Source organism: uncultured Azohydromonas sp. (assembly GCF_937926365.1).
GTDB lineage: Bacteria > Pseudomonadota > Gammaproteobacteria > Burkholderiales > Burkholderiaceae_C > Azohydromonas.
Genome location: NZ_CALAOH010000169.1, coordinates 1 through 19,063 on the forward strand (window position 1 = coordinate 1; position 19,063 = coordinate 19,063).

Annotated in this window: 21 protein-coding genes; 6 read left to right on the forward strand and 15 right to left on the reverse strand. The window is 68.8% G+C overall.

The features are described 5' to 3' along the window. Positions 1 to 109: 109 nt before the first annotated feature. The 7 genes from Q0741_RS17630 to Q0741_RS17660 all read right to left on the reverse strand — a co-directional run bounded on the left by Q0741_RS17630 (position 110) and on the right by Q0741_RS17660 (position 5,394). Positions 110 to 388 carry a DUF493 family protein gene (locus Q0741_RS17630; RefSeq protein ID WP_298234502.1) on the reverse strand — a complete coding sequence of 93 codons (279 nt, stop codon included), beginning with the start codon at positions 386 to 388 and terminating at the stop codon, positions 110 to 112. Between the two features lie 87 nt (positions 389 to 475). Continuing rightward, positions 476 to 1,375, reverse strand: a complete 900-nt coding sequence (locus Q0741_RS17635) for a D-amino acid aminotransferase (RefSeq protein ID WP_298234503.1) — start codon at positions 1,373 to 1,375, stop codon at positions 476 to 478. A gap of 46 nt (positions 1,376 to 1,421) precedes the next feature. Further along, the gene (locus Q0741_RS17640) at positions 1,422 to 2,570 is read right to left on the reverse strand and encodes a D-alanyl-D-alanine carboxypeptidase family protein (protein ID WP_298234504.1); all 1,149 of its coding nucleotides are present in this window, start codon (positions 2,568 to 2,570) and stop codon (positions 1,422 to 1,424) included. Between the two features lie 72 nt (positions 2,571 to 2,642). Then, a complete protein-coding gene (locus Q0741_RS17645; protein ID WP_298234505.1) occupies positions 2,643 to 3,254 on the reverse strand; it encodes an alpha/beta fold hydrolase in 612 nt (203 codons plus the stop codon). Then, entirely contained in the window at positions 3,254 to 3,580 is a 327-nt protein-coding gene (locus Q0741_RS17650; protein ID WP_028996853.1) for a ferredoxin, read from the reverse strand. Before Q0741_RS17650 ends, Q0741_RS17645 begins: the two co-directional genes overlap by 1 nt. Positions 3,581 to 3,749: 169 nt before the next feature. Then, entirely contained in the window at positions 3,750 to 4,898 is a 1,149-nt protein-coding gene (locus Q0741_RS17655) for a VanZ family protein (RefSeq protein WP_298234506.1), read from the reverse strand. A 55-nt stretch (positions 4,899 to 4,953) separates the two neighbouring features. Further along, on the reverse strand, positions 4,954 to 5,394 hold the full coding sequence (locus tag Q0741_RS17660) for a CopD family protein (RefSeq protein WP_298234507.1): 441 nt from the start codon (positions 5,392 to 5,394) through the stop codon (positions 4,954 to 4,956). A 297-nt stretch (positions 5,395 to 5,691) separates the two neighbouring features. Here Q0741_RS17660 and hemB point away from each other — a divergent pair, with 297 nt between their 5' ends. Then, positions 5,692 to 6,696: a porphobilinogen synthase gene (hemB, locus tag Q0741_RS17665; protein WP_298234508.1), complete on the forward strand. Its 1,005-nt coding sequence runs from the start codon at positions 5,692 to 5,694 to the stop codon at positions 6,694 to 6,696. A gap of 386 nt (positions 6,697 to 7,082) precedes the next feature. Next, a complete protein-coding gene (locus Q0741_RS17670) occupies positions 7,083 to 7,841 on the forward strand; it encodes a magnesium transporter CorA family protein (RefSeq protein WP_367184137.1) in 759 nt (252 codons plus the stop codon). A gap of 20 nt (positions 7,842 to 7,861) precedes the next feature. Here the strand turns inward: Q0741_RS17670 and ybeY are convergent, their stop codons facing one another. Together ybeY and Q0741_RS17680 are read right to left on the reverse strand one after the other, a co-directional pair. Continuing rightward, on the reverse strand, positions 7,862 to 8,317 hold the full coding sequence (gene ybeY / locus Q0741_RS17675; protein ID WP_298234509.1) for an rRNA maturation RNase YbeY: 456 nt from the start codon (positions 8,315 to 8,317) through the stop codon (positions 7,862 to 7,864). Between the two features lies 1 nt (position 8,318). Further along, positions 8,319 to 9,290, reverse strand: coding sequence for a PhoH family protein (locus Q0741_RS17680; RefSeq protein WP_298234510.1), 972 nt, complete (start codon positions 9,288 to 9,290; stop codon positions 8,319 to 8,321). 100 nt (positions 9,291 to 9,390) lie between these two features. Between Q0741_RS17680 and Q0741_RS17685 the strand changes: the two genes are divergently transcribed. From Q0741_RS17685 to ruvA, 3 genes are all read left to right on the forward strand, one after another. Beyond that, a complete protein-coding gene (locus tag Q0741_RS17685) occupies positions 9,391 to 11,259 on the forward strand; it encodes a sensor histidine kinase (RefSeq protein WP_298234511.1) in 1,869 nt (622 codons plus the stop codon). A gap of 108 nt (positions 11,260 to 11,367) precedes the next feature. After that, positions 11,368 to 12,021, forward strand: a complete 654-nt coding sequence (locus Q0741_RS17690; protein WP_028996861.1) for a response regulator transcription factor — start codon at positions 11,368 to 11,370, stop codon at positions 12,019 to 12,021. 82 nt (positions 12,022 to 12,103) lie between these two features. Beyond that, positions 12,104 to 12,676, forward strand: coding sequence for a Holliday junction branch migration protein RuvA (ruvA, locus tag Q0741_RS17695; protein WP_298234512.1), 573 nt, complete (start codon positions 12,104 to 12,106; stop codon positions 12,674 to 12,676). Between the two features lie 13 nt (positions 12,677 to 12,689). Here the strand turns inward: ruvA and Q0741_RS17700 are convergent, their stop codons facing one another. Beyond that, entirely contained in the window at positions 12,690 to 13,184 is a 495-nt protein-coding gene (locus tag Q0741_RS17700; protein ID WP_298234513.1) for a copper chaperone PCu(A)C, read from the reverse strand. Between the two features lie 230 nt (positions 13,185 to 13,414). On the opposite strand from Q0741_RS17700, the gene ruvB reads away from it, so the two are divergent. Then, positions 13,415 to 14,473 (forward strand): Holliday junction branch migration DNA helicase RuvB, encoded by a 1,059-nt coding sequence (gene ruvB / locus Q0741_RS17705; protein WP_298234514.1) that lies wholly within the window; start codon positions 13,415 to 13,417, stop codon positions 14,471 to 14,473. Between the two features lie 34 nt (positions 14,474 to 14,507). Here ruvB and Q0741_RS17710 read toward each other — a convergent pair whose 3' ends face one another. From Q0741_RS17710 to Q0741_RS17730, 5 genes are all read right to left on the reverse strand, one after another. Continuing rightward, entirely contained in the window at positions 14,508 to 14,897 is a 390-nt protein-coding gene (locus tag Q0741_RS17710) for a hypothetical protein (RefSeq protein ID WP_298234515.1), read from the reverse strand. A 205-nt stretch (positions 14,898 to 15,102) separates the two neighbouring features. After that, on the reverse strand, positions 15,103 to 16,071 hold the full coding sequence (locus tag Q0741_RS17715; protein ID WP_298234516.1) for a branched-chain amino acid ABC transporter permease: 969 nt from the start codon (positions 16,069 to 16,071) through the stop codon (positions 15,103 to 15,105). Next, positions 16,071 to 16,955 carry a branched-chain amino acid ABC transporter permease gene (locus Q0741_RS17720; RefSeq protein ID WP_298234517.1) on the reverse strand — a complete coding sequence of 295 codons (885 nt, stop codon included), beginning with the start codon at positions 16,953 to 16,955 and terminating at the stop codon, positions 16,071 to 16,073. The genes Q0741_RS17715 and Q0741_RS17720 overlap by 1 nt, the downstream gene beginning before the upstream one ends. A gap of 88 nt (positions 16,956 to 17,043) precedes the next feature. Then, a complete protein-coding gene (locus tag Q0741_RS17725; RefSeq protein WP_298234518.1) occupies positions 17,044 to 18,249 on the reverse strand; it encodes an ABC transporter substrate-binding protein in 1,206 nt (401 codons plus the stop codon). Positions 18,250 to 18,282: 33 nt separating this feature from the next. After that, the gene (locus Q0741_RS17730; protein ID WP_298234575.1) at positions 18,283 to 19,035 is read right to left on the reverse strand and encodes an ABC transporter ATP-binding protein; all 753 of its coding nucleotides are present in this window, start codon (positions 19,033 to 19,035) and stop codon (positions 18,283 to 18,285) included. Between the last annotated feature and the right edge of the window lie 28 nt (positions 19,036 to 19,063).

Here is a 19,063-nt window from a genome sequence, read left to right on the forward strand (position 1 = left end):
ATGCATGCCACCGCCGGCGCACGCTCTTCCAGCAACTACAACTGTAGGGTTAAGGCACGCGCGCTGTCGCAGCGGCTGGAAGCCGACAATGCGCCCGCGCCCTCCGAAGTCACAACACCACCTTGACCATCGGGTGGGTGGTCAAGGTACGGTAGAGCTCGTCGAGCTGCTCGCGGCTGGTGGCGGTGACTGTGACGGTCAGGCCCAGGTAGTTGCCGCTGCTGCTGGGGCGGCGCTCCACGGTCGCGGCGTCAAAGCCTGGATCGAACTGCAGCACGACCGCCACTACCGCTTCCTCGAAGCCCTCCACATGCGCGCCCATCACCTTGATCGGGAAGGGGCTCGGGTACTCGATGAGCGAATCGCGGGGCGTGGCGGCAGTGTTCATGGCCTGACTACGGGTTAGCGGCCCCAGGGCCGCACAATGAAAAACGGGCACGGCAAGCACCGCGCCCGTCAGGAAAGGTGGGGCGGCTCAGATCGATTGCAAGGCCTTGGCGCGCTGGTAGGCCTCGTACAGCCGGCCGTACACCGGGCCGGGCTTGCCGCGCAGCGCGCCATGACCCACGAGTTCGCCGTCCAGCCGCGTCACCGGCAGCACCTCGCGCGCCGCGGAGCTCAGCAGGATCTCGTCGGCTGCACGTAGATCCGCCTCGGGAATGGGGCGCAGGTTGTAGGCGATACCCACTTCCTCGCACAACTCGCGCAGCAACTCGTAGCGGATGCCTTCGAGCACATGCTCGCTCTTGGGTGGACCCAGCAGTGCGCCCTCGTGCACGATCCAGACGTTGCTGGCCGAGCCCTCGGTGAGGTAGCTGATGCCGCTGGCAGCCTCGCGCAGCAGGATGGTCTCGCTGGCGCCATGGTCGGCCGAGATCTGGCGCGCCAGCACGTTGCCCAGCAGCGAGGTGGTCTTGAGGTCGCAGCGCTCCCAGCGGAAGTCACGCGCCGTGATGCAGGCCACGCCCTGGTGGCGCTGCTCCGGCGTGGGAACGCGCGCGGCACTGCTCATCATGAAAACCGTGGGCACGAGCCCTTCGAGCATGACGTGGTCGCGCGGCGCCACGCCGCGCGTGATCTGCAGGTACAGCGACTGGTCCTCGCTGTCCTGCGCCGCGATCAGCCGCCGCGCATGCGCGAGCCACTGCTCGCGGCCGCAAGGATTGGGAATGCGCAGCCGGCCCAGATTGCGCTCCAACCGCGCCATGTGGTCGTCGAAGCGGAAGAGGCGCCGCCCGTACACCGGCAGCAGCTCGTAAACCCCGTCGCCGAAGAGGAAGCCTCGGTCCAGCACCGGCACCCGGGCCTGACCCAGCGGTAGGAACTCCCCGTTAAGAAAACACAGGCTCTCGGGCTGGATCGGCGCAGGATGCATCGTGGCTCCTCCTTGCTCTGGGGATCAGGGTGGCAAGCAGGTCAGGTTACTTGATCCACAGCCGCAGCGCATCCCAGGTGCGGCCCACGAAGCCGGCCTGCTCCACGGGCTCCAGCACCACCAGCGGCACCTCCGTCACCGGCGTGCCGGCGCGGGTGCTGACCTTGACGGTGCCCACGCGCTGGCCCTGCGACAGCGGCGCCACCAGCGGATCGCTGCGCTCGACCTTGGTCTGCAACTGCTGGCCCTCGCCCTTGGGCACCGTCACCACCACGCCGGTGGCAGCACCGAGCTTGGCCTGCGAGGCCACGCCCTTCCACACCTCGGGCGTGACGATGGCCTTGCCCGGCTCGAACAGGCGCACGTTGTCGAAGGCGCCATAGCCCCAGTTCAGCAGCTTCTGGCTTTCGCTGGCGCGCGCCTCGCGCGAGGCCGTGCCCAGCACCACCGTCAGCAGCCGGCGCTTGCCGTTGGGAAAGTCGCGGCTGGCGCTGGCCACCAGGCAGTAGCCCGCGGCGTCGGTGTAGCCGGTCTTCATGCCGTCCACCGTCGGGTCGCGTCGCAGCAGCAGGTTGCGGTTGTCCTGGCGGATCTTGTTGTACGTGTAGTCCTTGAGCGCGTAGTACGGGTAGTACTCGGGGAAGTCGCGGATGATGCGCGCGGCGATCACGGCCATGTCGCGCGCCGTGCTGCGGTGCCCCGGCTCGGTGATGCCGGTGACGTTCTTGAAGGCCGTGTTCTTGAGGCCCCAGGCCTGCGCCTGGCGGTTCATCATGGCCACGAAGCCCTCCACGGAGCCCGCCACGCCCTCGGCCAGCGCCACCGCGGCGTCGTTGCCCGACTGCACGATCATCCCGCGCAGCAGCTCGTCCACCTTGGGGCTCATGGTGGTGTCGATGAACATCACCGAGGCGCCGCCCTTGCGCTCGTTCCAGGCGCGCTGGCTCACGGGCAGCGTCTGCTCCAGCGTGAGCTTCTTGTCGCGCAGCGCATTGAAGACCACGTAGGCGGTCATGAGCTTGGTCAGCGAGGCCGGGTCGGCCGGCGCATCGGCCTCGCGCTCTGCCAGGGTCTGGCCGCTGGAGACATCGAGCAGGATGTACTCGCGCGCCGCAATCTCGGGCGGCTGAGGCGCCTGGGCAAAACTCGAAAGTGCCAGCGGCAAGGCCAGCAGGAAGGCGATCAGGCGTTTCATGGCAAATCTAAAGTGGGAAACGTCAACGCGCCGCCCGTGCGGCGACGTGCGGCACGCAGGAAGAGAAAAAGATCAGTGCGCGAGGTGGCGCAGCACGATCGACTTGAGCAGCGGCAGCTGGCCGTGGAAGAAATGGCCGCCCCCGGGCACCACCACCACCGGCAGGGACTGCGGGCGCGCCCAGTCCAGCGTGGCCGACAGCGGCACCACCTCGTCCTGCTCGCCGTGCACCACCAGCGTGTCCGCCGGCACGGTGGCAACGTCGAAGCGGCTGGTAGCCGGGCCGACCAGCACCAGGCGCTGCGGCGCGGGCTGCACGCGCTGCGCGACGTGCGAAGCCACGAAGCCACCGAAGGAGAAGCCGCCCAGCAGCAGCGGCTCGTCGCCCTGGCGCATCGCCGCGACCACGGCCAGCGCGTCCTCGATCTCGCCACGCCCCTCGTCCCACGCACCGGCGGAAGCCCCGACGCCACGGAAGTTGAAGCGCACGCTGCGCCAGCCCATCTGCACGCAGGCCCGTGCCAGGGTCTGCACCACCTTGTTGTCCATCGTGCCGCCGTGCTGCGGGTGGGGATGGCACAGCACGGCCAGACCGCGGGGCGTGCCTTCGGCCGGCACGTCCAGGGCGCACTCGATCTCGCCGGCCGGGCCCGGCACGCGCAAGCGCTGGGTTTTGGAGTTCATCAGCGGCCCACGTCCGGCGGCAGCAGCAGGCGCTCCACCACACGGCCTTCCTTGAGATGGGACTCGACGATCTCGTCGATGTCCTCCTTGTCCACGAAGGTGTACCAGGTGGCTTCGGGATAGACCACCGCCACCGGGCCGCCGGCGCAGCGGTCCAGACAGCCGGCCTTGTTCACGCGCACCCCGCCCGGACCCGCCAGCCCGGCGGCCTTGACGCGCGCCTTGCAGTGGTCGAAAGCCCCCTGCGCATCGTGCTGCGCACAGGACGCCTCCCCGTTCTCCCGCGCGTTCAGGCAGAAGAAGATGTGGTGCTTGTAGTAGCTCATCCCCGGGATTGTAGGGACGGGGTTTTACTTACAGGAGGTCACCGGAAGTTGCCGCGCGGCGGGCCGTGATACCCGTCACCCGCCGCACCGCTGAGCGTTTGGACGAGGCCTTCACGCCACAAGGTTCGGGCCCGTTCGAGCCCCGCCGGCGGCCCGGGCTACCAGCGGTTCAGCCCTCGTCGCGCGCCCCCACGCGCACCAGCAGCCAGGCCGCAGCGGCATAGGGCCACAGCCAGCCAAGCCAGCGCGACAGCCCGTGGAAGCGGATGAAGCGTCCCTGCGACCAAGCTTGCAGGCTCTGCGCGTAGTAGGCGTTCTCCGGCGCCTGCGCCACCACCACCACCTGCGCCGTCAGCACCATCAGCCCCACCGCTGCCGCCAGCCGCGACGGCAGCATGCAGCACGCCAGCGCGGCCAGCAGGCCCAGCGTCAGTCCCGGCACCGCCGTCGGCGTGAGCCAGGCCAGCGCATGCTCGGGGCCGAAGTTCAGCGCCGTGGACAGCGTGCTCACCGCCAGGGCCAACACCAGCGCGCCCAGAGTCAGCACGGCGCGGCGCGCACGCGAGCGCATCGCGGCAAAAGCCACCAGGCACGGTGCCAGCAGGCCCAGCGCAATGCACAGCATCTCGGTGGCCGGCGACAGCGGCGTGTGCAGCGGCGACGACGGGCGCAGCCACGACTCGGCGGCCGGCGCCCAGGGCGTGTCCTCCAGCGCCAGCCGCGCCAGTTCGCGCAGTTCGTCCCAGCACTGGCCCAACCCCAGCGGCACCGGTGTAGGGAACAGCAGCGCCATGGGCCACAGCAGCAACAGCGTCAATGCCCCGGCGCTGGCGGGGATGAACCAGCGGTCGCGCAGCGACTGCCACACCCGCAGCACGCCCAGGGCCGCCAGCGCCGCGGCCACCAGCGCACCTGCCACGCCGCCGCCGCTGTTGAGCAACCAGTCCTCGCGGCTGGGCACGCGCTCGGGCAGGAAGCTCTGGGTCAGCTCCAGTGTGTACGACAGCAGCATCGGCGACAGCGCCGCCAGCGCCAGGGCCCAGCCCCAACGCCAGCCGCTGCGCACGCCGGCGCCGTAGAGCAGCGCACCCAGCGGCATGTAGCCGATGAAATTGGCCCAGATGTCGAAGGCGATGTGGTACTGCGCCCAGGGCAGCGTCAGCAGCGACTGCAACGACTGCCCCGGCGGCCAGCGCCAGCCGCTGAAGGGGTACAGGCTCGCGTAGACGATCAGCAGCGCGAAGGCCGCTGACAGTGGCACGGTGGCCGAGCTGCGCCGCTGCGCCATCAGCGTCGTGGCTCCGCGCAGCGCCGGCACGGCACCCGATGCGTGCCGCGGACTTCGAGCACCTTCACCACAGACACGGCAGCGCTCAGAAGGGCTTGACCACCACCAGGATCACGATGGCCGTGAACAGCAGCACCGAGACCTCGTTGAACACGCGAAACCAGCGATGGCTGCGCTGATTGCCCGACTGCTCGAAGCGGCGCAGCAGCGTGCGGCAGACATGGTGGTAACCGATCACACCAGCCACCAGCACCAGTTTCGCGTGCAACCAACCATTGCCTGCTCCCTTGCCCACCCCGATACCCAGCCACAGCCACAGGCCAAGCGCCAGGGCCGGCACCATCAGCATGCTGCTGAAGCGGTAGAGCTTGCGCGCCATCAGCAGCAGCCGCTCGCGCTCGGCATGCGAGTCCGCCGGCACCATGGCCAGGTTCACGAACAGTCGAGGCAGATAGAACAGGCCGGCAAACCAGCTGGCCACGAAGACGATGTGCAGGGCCTTGACCCACAGGTAGGCGGAACTCATGCGGCCATTATCGGCAGCGCCCGCCGTGCCCCGCTGCGCTGCAGCGAGGCGGCCAGAGAGCCAGAGACAAAAAAGAAAGCCCCGGGCGCTGCCCGGGGCCGCAAGCCTTGCGCTGTCATGACGTCAAGGCACCTGCTCAGGGAGGAAAAGCAGGGAATGAAGCCTCGCGGCTATCATTCGAGTTCCAGTCTAGCAGGCGCTTGCCTGCCCAATGCGGGCCGGTCACGAGGGCTTACGGGCCTTTCATTCGCCACGCGGCTGCACCGGTTTCCGCGCCTCATCCAAGGACGCCTTGCCGTGCACATCCTGCCCCCCTACCCCGCCAGCCGGCCGCGCCGTCTGCGCCGCGACGAGTTCACCCGCGCGCTGGTGCGCGAACACCGCCTGGCGCCGCAAGACCTGATCCTGCCGGTGTTCCTGCTCGAAGGCAGCAACCGTGTCGAAGACGTGGCCAGCATGCCCGGCGTGCAGCGCATGAGCCTGGACCGGCTCTTCAGCGTGGCCGAGCAGTGCGTCAGTCTGGGCGTGCCGGTGATGGCGCTGTTCCCCGTCATCGACGCCTCGCTCAAGACGCCCGACGGCCGCGAAGCCGCCAACCCCGAAGGCCTGGTGCCTCGCGCGGTGCGGGAACTCAAGAGCCGCTTCCCGCAACTGGGCCTGCTCACCGACGTGGCGCTGGACCCCTACACCAGCCACGGCCAAGACGGGCTGCTCGATGAAACTGGCTACATCCTCAACGATGCCACCGTGGCCGTGCTCAAGGCGCAGGCCCTGGCTCAGGCCCAGGCCGGCGTGGACATCGTTGCGCCCAGCGACATGATGGATGGGCGCATCGGCGCCATCCGCACCGCGCTGGAAGAGGCCAAGCTCGTACACACCCGTATCATGGCCTACAGCGCCAAGTACGCCAGCGCCTTCTATGGCCCCTTCCGTGACGCCGTGGGCAGCGCCTCCAACCTGGGCAAGGCCGACAAGAAGGTCTACCAGATGGACCCGGGCAACAGCGATGAGGCGCTGCGCGAGGTGGCACTGGACATCGCCGAGGGCGCGGACATGGTCATGGTCAAGCCCGGCATGCCGTACCTGGACATCGTGCGCCGCGTCAAGGACGAGTTCCGCGTGCCCACCTTCGCCTACCAGGTCAGCGGCGAGTACGCCATGCTCAAGGCCGCCGCAGCCAACGGTTGGCTCGACCACGACGCGGTGATGATGGAGTCGCTGCTGGCCTTCCGCCGCGCCGGCGCCGATGGCGTGCTCACCTATTTCGCGCTGGACGCCGCGCGGCTGCTGCGCGGACGCTAAGTGCGCGTGCTCTACATCGGCGCCGACGGCGCGGTGGCGCTGGACGCGCTGCCCACGGCGCTGCCGCTGGAGGGCTTTCTCTGGATCGGCTGCGAGCGCCCGGCCTTCGAGGCCGCGGTGCCCGCGCTACAGCACGCGCTGCAACGCTGGGACTGCGGCGCGCTGGTGGATCTGCACATCTCCGACCTGCTCAACGCGCAGCTGCCCAGCCACTTCGACTACACCTCTTGGTACGACCTGCTGGTGTTCCGCCGTCTCACGGCCTCCGCGCCCGATTCGGCGGGCCCGTCATCCAGCGGGTCCAACGGCGGGAATGGCGTCCCCAGCCCCCGGCTGCCGCAGCAGCCCTGGGCACGGCCATCGCTCCGCAGCCCGCGCCGGCCCTGGTGGACACCAGCCCGGTGGGCTTTGCCATCTACGACAGGGTCCTGGTCACCGTGCACCCGCCCAAATGCCCGGTGCGTGCCTATTTCGAGAAGCGCCTGTCCGCCGCTGGCGGCATGCGCGAGCGTGGCGGCTCACGCCTGCCGGCCAGCCCGGCGGACCTGATGCTGCGCATGGTCAACCACATGGTGGACAGCTACCTCGACCTGCGCCGCCTGCTCACGCGCCAGCTCGGTGCGCTACAGCAGGCGTTGCTGCACCCGCGCAGCCGTTTCCACGACTGGCAGGTGCTGCTGGACGCGCGCAACGCGCTGCACCTGCTGGAGGACACCTGCGAGGACCAGCGTGCGGCCTTGCAGGAATGGATCGACGGGTTGGAGGAACTGCCCCTGCCGCACGAGGCGCCTCCGGCGCGCGAATTCGAGCTGCTGAAGGTGCGCTCGCGCGACGTGCAGGAGCACATCGAGCGCGTGCTCTCGCACGTGCGGCGCCTGGAGCAGTCAGCCGAGACGGCGGTGCAGATGCACTTCTCCGCCCTCAGCCACCGCACCAATGACATCATGCGCACGCTCACCGTGCTCACCGCCATCTTCCTGCCGCTGAACCTGATCACGGGTTTCTTCGGCATGAACTTTGACGCCCTGCCACTGATTCACTCCGGCACCGGCGTGTGGATCGCCATCGCGCTGATGGTGGCGCTGGGCGTGGGCCTGGGCTGGTTCTTCTGGCGCAAGCGCTACCTGGGAACGACGCGGCGCTGAAAGCCCCGCACGGAGCGCGCTCAGACCTTGGTGTAGGGGTCGTGCAGCCCCAGGCCGAGCAGGATTTCAGTTTCGCGCGCTTCCATGGCCTCGGCCTCGTCGTCCTGCTCGTGGTCAAAGCCTTGTGCGTGCAGCGTGCCGTGTACCAACAGGTGCGCGTAGTGGTCGGCCAGCGGCAGCTTCATCTCCGTCGCCTCGCGCGCCACCACGGGTGCGCACAGCACCAGGTCGGCCACCACGACCGGCTCGTGCGCGTAGTCGAAGGTCAGCACATTGGTGGCGTAGTCCTTGCCGCGGAACTCGCGGTTGAGCGCGCGGCCCTCTTCCTCGCCGACGATGCGCACGGTGATCTCGGCCGGCAGTTCGTCCAGCGCGGCGCGGATCCAGCGCTGCACCTTGTGGCGCGGCAACTCGGCGCGGTGCGCGGGGTCGGCAAACTGCAGCGACAGGCTGAGCTCGGGACGGGCGGCGGCCATCTCAGCGGTCTCCCCGAGCATCGGCGGCCTCGTAGGCTTGCACGATGCGCGCCACCAGCGGGTGGCGCACCACGTCGGCAGCGGTGAAGCGCGTCATGGCGATGCCGCGCACGCGCTGCAGCACGCGCTCGGCGTCCACCAAGCCGCTGGTCATGCCCTTGGGCAGGTCGATTTGGCTGGTGTCGCCCGTCACCACGCACTTACTGCCGAAGCCGATGCGGGTAAGGAACATCTTCATCTGCTCAGGCGTGGTGTTCTGCGCCTCGTCCAGGATGACAAAGGCGTGGTTCAGGGTGCGCCCACGCATGAAGGCCAGCGGCGCGATCTCCAGCGTCGCGCGCTCGAAGGCCTTGGTGACGCGGTCAAAGCCCATGAGGTCGTAGAGCGCGTCGTAGAGCGGGCGCAGGTAGGGATCGACCTTCTGCGTCAGGTCGCCGGGCAGGAAGCCCAGCCGCTCGCCGGCCTCCACCGCCGGACGGGTGAGGATGATGCGCTGCACCTGGCTGCGCTCCAGCGCATCCACCGCGCAGGCCACGGCCAGGAAGGTCTTGCCGGTGCCCGCCGGGCCCAGGCCGAAGGTGATGTCGTGCGCCAGGATGTTCTTGAGGTACTGCACCTGGTTGGGCGTACGGCCCTGCAGGTCGGCGCGCCGGGTATGCAGCACCACTTCGCCGCCCGGGCTGCCGGCCGCGCCGTCGCCTCCGGCGGGCGCGTTGTCGCTGGTGGCTTCGGCCAGCGCCAGCTGCAGCGCCTCGGCCGGGATGGGCTTGCTGGCCCGGTCGTACAGGCGCTGCAGCAGCGCGGCGGCGCGCTCGGCCTCGCGCTTGGTGCCCTCGATACGGAAGGACTCGTTGCGCCGCGAGAGCTTGACGCCCAGCGCGTCCTCGATGGCGCGCAAGTGCTCGTCGGTGGCGCCGCACAGGTGCGACAGGCGTTCGTTGTCGAGCGGGATGAAGGCGTGGCGCAGTATCAAAGGACGGCCTCGGGTCTGGAAACGGGGCCGGCATTGTCGCCGCAGCCTCAAGCCGCGCCGGCCGGGCGGTTTTGGCGGGAGGCTCCTGCACAATCTTTCCATGCTCCTACTGCACTCCGGCGCACCGTGGCGGCGCCTTCTGGCGCTGCTGGTCCTGACGCTGATGCTGGCCACCGCGGCCGTGGCGGACGTTTTGCGCATCGAGCAGGCGCTCAGCGCCGAAGGCGACAGCGCCCGCTTCCCGGGCAACGCGCCGCAGCGCACGGTGGCCTTGCCCGACGACTGGAACGCCTCGCGCCCGGGCCATGCGGGACCGGTGTGGTACCGCGTGCGCTTCGACGCCCCGATCGCGCAGGACAGCGGCGAGGTGCTGGCGCTGTACGTCGAGCGCGCCTGCAGCAACCTGGAAGTGCAGATCAACGGCCAGCGCCTGCACGCGGCCGGGCGCATGCGCGAGCCCGTGTCGCGCAACTGCCACCATGCCCAGCTCGTGACGCTGCCGGCGGCGCTGCTGCGCCCCGGGGGCAACCTGCTCGACATCAAGGTGGCAGGCGAGCCGCTGGAGCGCGTGGGTTCGCGGCTGCGCGCGGGCGGGCTGTCGGCACTGCAGATCGGCCCGCACGCGACGCTGGCACCGCTGCACGAGCGCCATCTCACGCTCAACGTCACGCTGCCGCTGGTGCTCAGCGGCAGCCTGCTGCTGCTGGGCGGCTTCATGTGCGTGCTGGGCTGGCTCAACCGGCGCCACAGCCACTTGGCTTACTTCGGCGTGCTGGCAGTGGGCTCGGCGCTGCTGACTGCGCGGCTGGGCTGGCGTGACCTGCCCTTTACTGGATTCCAGACCGAGGTGGTGCTGGCCTCGCTCATGCCCGTGGTGACGCTAGCGGCGGTGCAGTTCCTGCTGCGCCGCGCCGGCCACCGCGTGCCGGGCGCGGGGCTGGTGCTGCTGCTGCAGTGCATGCTGGTGCCCGCGAGCCTGCTGCTGGGCGGTCCGGCGCGCGTGCACCTGCTGGCCAACGCCTGGGCCACGCTGCTGACGCTGGAGGTACTCGTGGCGCTGGCGCGGTTCCTGCGCCGTGCCTGGCGTCGGCGCGGACCGCACGGCTGGGTGGTGGGCATGCTGATCGCGGGCGCCGCCGCGCTGGTACTGGTGCAATTGCTGGCGCTGCGGGAGCCGCCGGGCTCGACCGTGCTGGCGCTGGTGCATCTGTCGCTGCCGCTGACCTTCATCGGCATGGGCTTGCGCCTGGTGCAGCTGCACGGGCGCGCGCTGCAGGACGCCGAGGCCGACCGCCGCGTGCTGGAAGCACGCATCCGCGAGGCCACCGAGGAGATCGAACGCAACTTCGCGCAGCTCACCGAGCTGCGCATCGAACAGGTCACCGAGCGTGAGCGCAAGCGCATTGCCGCCGACCTGCACGACGACCTGGGCGCCAAGCTGCTGACCATCGTGCACACCAGCGACAACGAGCGCATCTCCACGCTGGCGCGCGAAGCGCTGGAGGAAATGCGCTTGTCGGTGCGCGGCCTCACCGGCCGGCCCGTGCGGCTCATCGACGCGCTGGGCGACTGGCGCGCCGAGGCCATGAGCCGCCTGGCGCAGACCGGGATCGAGGCGCGCTGGGTGGCGCCGACCGAGGACATGCCGCAGACACTGTCGGCGCGCGCCTACGTGCAGACCACGCGCATCCTGCGCGAGGCGGTCAACAACATCATCAAGCACAGCGGCGCCACGCACTGCACCGTGACCTGCCAGATCGAAGGCGGCGATTTCCAGCTCGCCATTCAGGACAACGGGCGCGGCATCCCGATGGAGCTTGACGGCCGGCTCGACCGCGGCCACGGCATGTCCAGCATGAAGCACCGCGCCAAGCAGCTGCAGGGCCAGTGCCTGGTGGAATCCGGTCCTGGCTACGGCACCGTCATTCGCCTCACGCTGCCGTTGGAGCGCCATGCCGTGGCGGTTTGAAAACAAGCACGCGTCATCCCTCCAGACGCGGGCCCCTGGGCAAGTGGGCCCAAACAGGCCCGCTGTTACCATGAACTACACACAACCCGTGACTTCAGTGGAGGCCCTGTGAAGAACATCCTGCTCCTCGAAGACCTGCCGCAGATCCGCACCTGGCTCAAAAGTCTCGTGATGGAGGTGTTCCCCAATGCAGAGATCTCTGAAAGTGCACGCGTGCACGATGCACTGGGGTTGGTTTCAGCGCTGCGCTTCGACCTTGCGCTGGTCGATCTGGGGCTGCCCGACGGCTCCGGCGTGGACGTGGTGACGGCGCTGCGCGAACAGCAGCCCGAGGCGCAGTCGGTGGTGGTAACGATCCACGACGACGACGAGCACCTCTTCCCCGCGCTGCAGGCCGGTGCCTATGGGTACATCCTCAAGGAACAGCCGCGCGAGCTCATCACCGAGCAGCTGCAGCGCATCAGCCAGGGCGAACCGCCACTGTCGCCCTCCATCGCGCGGCGCGTCATTGCCTACTTTGCCGCGCAGGCCAAGCCGCAAGCGCCGCTGATGCCGCATGTGCAGCTCACCGAACGCGAAAGCGAAGTGCTGCTGCGCGTGGCCAAGGGCTTCACCCTGCCCGAGATCGGCGTGCAGCTCAATTTGTCGCGGCACACTATCGCGGACTACGTGAAACAGATTTACAGGAAGCTGAACGTCAGTTCCCGGGCCGAGGCTGCGCTGGAGGCACAGCGGCTAGGACTGTTCGGCCGGAGCCGATGATCAAAAGAACCCTTCCCGCCTTCCACGCAAGCGGCGCACAAGCGCCGCTTTTTCATGTCCGCAACCCGCGCGGAGGCCGCCCGTGATCGGCCGCCTGCAGGGACAGCTCGTCGAGAAGTCGCCGCCGCTGGTGATGCTCGACGTCGGCGGCGTCGGCTACGAGGTGGACGTGCCAATGAGCACCTTCTACCAACTGCCCGCGCTGGGCGAGCGCGTCACGCTGTTAACGCACTTGGTGGTGCGCGAGGACGCGCATCAACTCTTCGGCTTTCTCACGGTGGAGGAGCGCGCGACCTTCCGCCAGCTCATCCGCATCAGCGGCGTCGGCCCGCGCATGGCGCTGTCGCTGCTCTCGGGCTTGAGCGTGGCCGAGCTGGCTCAGGCGGTGAGTCAGCAGCAGAGCGGGCGGCTGGTGAAGGTACCAGGCATCGGCAAGAAGACCGCGGAGCGGCTGCTGCTGGAGCTCAAGGGCAAGCTCGGCCCCGATCTGGGCCAGCCGGTCACGGTGGCCAACGACGCGCAAGCCGACATCGTGCAGGCGCTCATCGCGCTGGGCTACGCCGAGCGCGACGCCAGCGCCGCGCTCAAGGCCCTGCCGGCCGACGTCGGCGTGAGCGAGGGCATCAAGCTCGCGCTGCGGGCGCTGTCGCGCTGAGGCGCGCCGCGCCTCATTGCTTGTGATCGTGTCCGTGCATGTGCGCGGGCATTGACGCCGCGGCACTCGGGCCACGGTTGCCCACCACCAGCTCGGTCTTCACCTCGCCGGATTTTTCGAAGCGCAGCACCAGCGGCAGCCGCTCACCCGTGCGCAGCGGCGCCTTCAGGCCCATGAGCATGAGGTGCAGGCCGCCGGGTGCCAGTTCCACCGTGGTGCCCGCGGGCAGCTCGATGGCGTCCACCTGGCGCATGCGCATCACGTCGCCGGACATCTGCATGCTGTGCAACTCCACCCGCTCGGCCGCGGACGTACTGGCGCCCAGCAGCCGGTCGGCCGTGCCACCCGTGTTCTGCAAGCGCAAATAGGCCCCGCCCACGGGCTGGCCGCCCACGGTGGGCCGAGCCCAGGCATCGCGAGCCTGGACGGTGCCCGGTTGGGCCCAGGCGGCGGAATTCAACAGCAGCGCGGCAGCCAGCAGGCCTTGGCGCAGGGTCGGGAGCTTCATGGCGAGATCTCGCTTCAATGGTGATCGTGGCCGCCGGACGGCATGGCCGACTCCACGGCGACGTGAGCCGACGCCGGAGCGACGGCCAGCAGCACTGCAGTCGCCGTAACAGGCCGGAGGAAGAGGCGGTTCATGGGCAGTCTCAACCTCGGAGCAGCCGCCCCGGCAAGGGCGCAGGACTTGAGCGGCGGCATCTTAGCCAGCCCCGGAGGGCGGCCGATAATGGCTGTATGAGCATACAGACGGACGAATTCGCGGGCGCCCCCTCGCGCCGCGTCGTCAGCGCCGCCCCGGGCACGCCCAACGAGGAGGCCTTCGAGAAAGCGCTGCGGCCCAAGGGGCTGCGCGAGTACGTGGGCCAGGCCAAGGCGCGCGAGCAGCTGGAGATCTTCATCGGCGCGGCACGCAAACGGCGCGAGGCGCTGGACCACGTGCTGCTGTTCGGCCCACCGGGGCTGGGCAAGACCACGCTGTCGCACATCATTGCCGCGGAGTTGGGCGTCAATCTGCGCCAGACCTCCGGCCCGGTGCTGGAAAAACCCAAGGACTTAGCGGCCATCCTGACCAGTCTGGAACGGCACGACGTGCTGTTCATTGACGAGATCCACCGCCTCTCGCCGGTGGTGGAGGAGATCCTCTACCCCGCGCTGGAGGACTACCAGATCGACATCATGATCGGCGAGGGCCCGGCGGCACGCTCGATCAAGCTGGATCTGCAGCCCTTCACGCTCGTGGGCGCCACCACCCGCGCAGGCATGCTCACCAACCCGCTGCGGGACCGCTTCGGCATCGTGGCGCGGCTGGAGTTCTACACGCCACAGGAGCTGGCGCGCATCGTCACGCGCTCGGCCGGGCTGCTGGAGGCGCCCATCGACGCTGAGGGAGCGATGGAGATCGCACGACGCTCGCGCGGCACGCCGCGCATCGCCAACCGGTTGCTGCGCCGCGTGCGCGACTACGCCGACGTCAAGGGCGACGGCAGCATCGGCGGCGCGATCGCCTCGGCCGCGCTGGCCATGCTCGACGTGGACCCCCAGGGCTTCGACCTCATGGACCGCAAGCTGCTGGAGGCGGTGGTGCACCGCTTCGACGGCGGCCCGGTGGGCCTGGACAACGTGGCCGCGGCCATCGGCGAGGAGCCCGGCACCATCGAGGACGTGATCGAGCCCTACCTGATCCAGCAGGGCTACCTGCAGCGTACCCCGCGCGGGCGCATCGCCACGCTGGCGGCCTACCGGCACCTGGGCGTGGCGCCCAAGGCCGGCGCCGGAGACCTGTTCGAGAGTTGAGCCGCGGTGCCGAGGACTGGTGGACCCGGCCGGGCTACAGCATGTCCTCCACCACCAGGCGGTGGTAGCGTTCGGCCAGGCGCGCTCCATGACGATGCGCCACCTCGCCCACCCGCAGCGCCTGCTCGTCTTCGGGCGCGAACACGATCAGCCAGCCGCAGCCCTCGCGTGCCAGTTCGCAGTAGCGGCGCATGAGCACGATCTCGTGGCCGAACTCGGCCGTACCGGAAACGCCTTCGAGGAGCTCGCGCATCTCGCGGCCCTCCTCTTCACCGGTGTAGAACAGGATGTCCTCTGGCCCGAAACCCAGCGCGCGCAGATCGCGCGCGGCCTGCTGTGCCGCCGCGTCATCGGGAAAGGCAATCACCACATGCCCCACGGGCTTGAAGGCTCCAAAGGACACGGGCACTTGTGTCTTGGTCATTCGCTGAACCGCCATAGCCGACCTCCGCTGCGTGTGTGGACGGTGGCTGCGGACAGCCACCGCAGCGGGTAGCCTGCAGCGTCGCAGCCGCACCCGGGGCGAGAGCAAGACAAATGCCCGCCGAGGCGGCGGGCATAGCGGGCTTTCTGGGCTCCGGCTAGCGGGTGCGGCCGCAATCAAAGCCCGACGAAAGAAAAGGCTCGGCTCAGGCGTCCACCTTGCGCCGACGCTGCTGCCAGGCCAGCAGTTCGCCCACGAAGCCGCGGCGGAAGGCCACCACGCACACCACGAAGATGACGCCGATGATCACCGTCACCCACGAGCCCACGCGGTCGGCGAGGAAGTTCTGCAGCCCGATGATGGTGAAGGAGCCCAGCACCGGACCGGCAAAGGTGCCCATGCCGCCCAGCAGCGTCATCAGCACCACCTCGCCCGAGAGCGACCAGTGCACGTCCGACAGCGTGGCAAAGCCCAGCACCAGCGTCTTGAGCGCGCCGGCCAGGCCGGCGATGGCGGTGGAGAGCACGAAGGCCAGCAGCTTGTACTTGTCCACGTCGTAGCCCAATGAGACGGCGCGCGGCTCGTTCTCCCGGATGGCCTTGAGCACCTGCCCGTAGGGCGAGTGCACGATGCGGATCACGCCCAGGTACACGGCCACGAAGACGGCCAGCACCACGAAGTACATCGCCACGTCGTCGGCCAGCGGAATGAAGCCCAGCAGGTGCCCGCGCGGCACGCCCTGCAGCCCGTCCTCGCCGCCGGTGAACGGCGCCTGCAGGCACACGAAGTACACCATCTGCGCCATGGCCAGCGTGATCATGGCGAAGTAGATCCCCTGGCGCCGGATGGCGATGAGCCCAACCAGCAGGCCGATGAGCGCCGCGATGACGGTGCCCGCCACCACGCCCAGCTCCGGCGACCAGCCCGCGCTGCGCACCAGCCAGCCCGTGGCGTAGGCAGCCGAGCCCATGAAGGCCGCGTGCCCGAAGGACAGCAGTCCCGTGAAGCCCAGCAGCAGGTTGAAGGCGCAGGCAAAGATGGCAAAGCACAGCGCCTTCATCATGAACACCGGGTACAGCCCGATGAACGGCGCGGCCACCAACACCGCCAGCACGACAAGCCACAGCAGCCGGGAACGCCGCTCCAGGGTCACAGCAGAAGAGGCGGTGCTCATCATTTCTCCTTGCCGAACAGGCCGGCGGGCCGCAGCACCAGCACGATGGCCATGATCACGAACACCACGATGCTGGAAGCTTCGGGATAGAAGACCTTGGTCAGGCCCTCCACCAGACCCAGCATCAGCCCGGTGAGGATCGAGCCCAGGATCGAGCCCATGCCGCCGATAACCACCACCGCGAACACGACGATGATCAGGTTGCTGCCCATCAACGGCGTGACCTGAATCACCGGCGCGGCCAGCACGCCCGCCAGTGCCGCCAGCCCGGCGCCGGCGGCATAGGTGAGCATCACCATCACCGGCACGTTGATGCCGAAGGCCTGCACCAGCGCCGGGTTCTCGGTACCTGCACGCAGCGTCGCCCCGAGCGGCGTCTTCTCGATCAGGAACCAAGTACCCAGGCACACCACCAGCGAGGCGCCGATGACCCAGGCGCGGTAGTTGGGCAGGACCATGAAGCCCAGGTTGGTGGCACCCTGCAGCAGCTCGGGCACCGGGTACTGCTGGCCCGAGACACCGAACTGCTCACGGAACACCCCTTCGGCAATGAGCGCCAGCCCGAAGGTCAGCAGCAGCCCGTAGAGCGGATCGAGCTTGTAGAGTTGCTTGAGCAACGTGCGCTCGATCACCACACCCAGCGCACCAACCACCAGTGGCGCCAGCAGCAGCGCGAACCAGTAGTTGAGCCCGAAGTACTCCAGCCCCAGCCACGCCACGTAGGCGCCGATCATGTACAGCGCGCCGTGCGCGAAGTTCACGATGCCCAGCAGGCCGAAGATCACGGCCAGGCCGAGGCTGAGCATGGCGTAGAAGGAGCCGTTGACCAGGCCCAGCATGAGCTGGCCCAGGAAGGCCTGGTGCGGTATGCCGAAGATGTCCACGTGGTCCAGTCCGTTGTGGAATGCGGTTGCGACGCGCCGTCCTCAGCCTTTGCCCTGGACGGGGCGCGTCGCGCTGGAGCTCAGGGCGTCACTGCTTCCACAGCGCGCACTTGCTCTCGGCCTTGGTCGTGAAGGCCGCATCGCCCTTGATGGTCTCCACGACGTTGTAGTAGTCCCAGGGCTCGGTGGACTGCGCCGGCGTCTTGACCTGCATGAGGTACATGTCGTGCACCATGCGGCCGTCATCGCGCACGTAGCCGTTCTTGGCAAAGACGTCGTTGACCTTGGTCTTCTTGAGCTGGGCCATCACCTTGTCGCCGTCATCGGTGCCGATGGCCTTGACCGCCTGCAGGTAGTTCAGCGCCACCGAGTAGTCGGCGGCCTGCAGCGACGAGGGCATGCGCTTGACCTTGTCGAAGAACTTGCGGCCCCAGGCACGGCTTTCGGCGTCGCGGTTCCAGTACCAGCTGTCGGTGAGGTACATGCCCTGCGTGTTCTTCAGGCCCAGCGAGTGCACGTCGTTGATGAACATCAGCAGCCCGGCGAGCTTCATCGACTTGGTGACACCGAACTCGTTGGCCGCCTTGATGGCGTTGATGGTGTCGCCGCCGGCATTGGCCAGGCCCAGGATCTGCGCCTTGCTCGACTGCGCCTGCAGCAGGAAGCTGGAGAAGTCGCTGGCCGAGAGCGGGTGCTTGACCGACCCGGCCACGCTGCCGCCCGAGGCCTTGACGACGTTGGCGGTGTCGTTCTGCAGCGACTGGCCGAAGGCGTAATCGGCGGTGAGGAAGTACCAGCTCTTGCCGCCGGCGCGCACCACCGCGCCGCCGGTACCCTTGGCCAGGGCCACCGTGTCATAGGCCCAGTGGATCGTGTAGGGCGAGCACTGCTCGTTGGTCAGCGCCGAGGTACCCGCGCCCACGGCGATGAAGGGCTTCTTCTTCTCGGCCGCCACCTTGGCCATGGCCAGGCTGGTGCCGGAGTTGGTGCCGCCGATGAGCATGTCCATGCCCTGCGTGTCGAACCATTCGCGCGCCTTGGCGGCGGCAACGTCGGCCTTGTTCTGGTGGTCGGCGGTGAGCAGCTCGATCTTCTTGCCGTTGACGTTGCCGCCCATGTCGGCAATGGCCATGCGGATGGCCTCGGCGCCGCCCTGGCCGTCGATGTCGGAATACAGGCCGCCCATGTCGGTGATGAAGCCGATGCGGATCACGTCGCCCGAGAACTGGGCATGTGCCGTGCCGATGGATGCAAACGCAACGGCACAGCCGGCAGCGAGGGTCTTGAGTTCCATTTCAGGTCTCCTGTGGGGGGGTACTTCAGATCTTCAAACGCCCAGGTACTCCCGCAGCTTCTGGCTGTGCTGCGGCAGCTGGGCCTGGGTAAATTCCTCGATCACGCGACCGTGCTCCATCACGAGGAATCGGTCCGCCAGCGGGGCGGCGAAGCGGAAGTTCTGCTCCACCATCACGATGGTGTAGCCCTGGCGGCGCAGCGCCAGCACCATCTCGGCCAGCTTCTGCACGATCACCGGCGCCAGGCCCTCGGAGATTTCGTCGAGCAGCAGCAGCCGTGCACCGGTGCGCAGGATGCGCGCCACCGCCAGCATCTGCTGCTCGCCGCCCGACAGCCGCGTGCCCTGGCTCGAAGCACGCTCGCGCAGGTTGGGGAACATGGTGTAGATCTGCTCCACGCTCATGCCGCCCTTGGCCAGCACGGGCGGCAGCATCAGGTTCTCCTGGGTGGAGAGGCTGGAGAAGATGCCGCGCTCCTCGGGGCAGTAGCCCACGCCCAGCCGCGCGATACGGTGCGTGGGCAAGGAAATGCTCTCGGTGCCGTGGACCTTGATCGAGCCCTTGCGGCTGCCCGTGAGGCCCATGATGGCGCGCAGCGTGGTGGTGCGCCCGGCGCCGTTGCGCCCCAGCAGCGTCACCACTTCGCCCTCGTCGACCGTGAAGTCCACGCCGTGCAGCACGTGCGACTCGCCGTACCAGGCGTGCAGGTCGCGCAGCTCCAAGAAGCGCCGGCGCGTGCCACCGGGCGCGGTGGCGGCCACAGGGGCCGTGGTGGCGGGCTGCATGCCCGCGGGCGGCGGCGGGGTGACCACG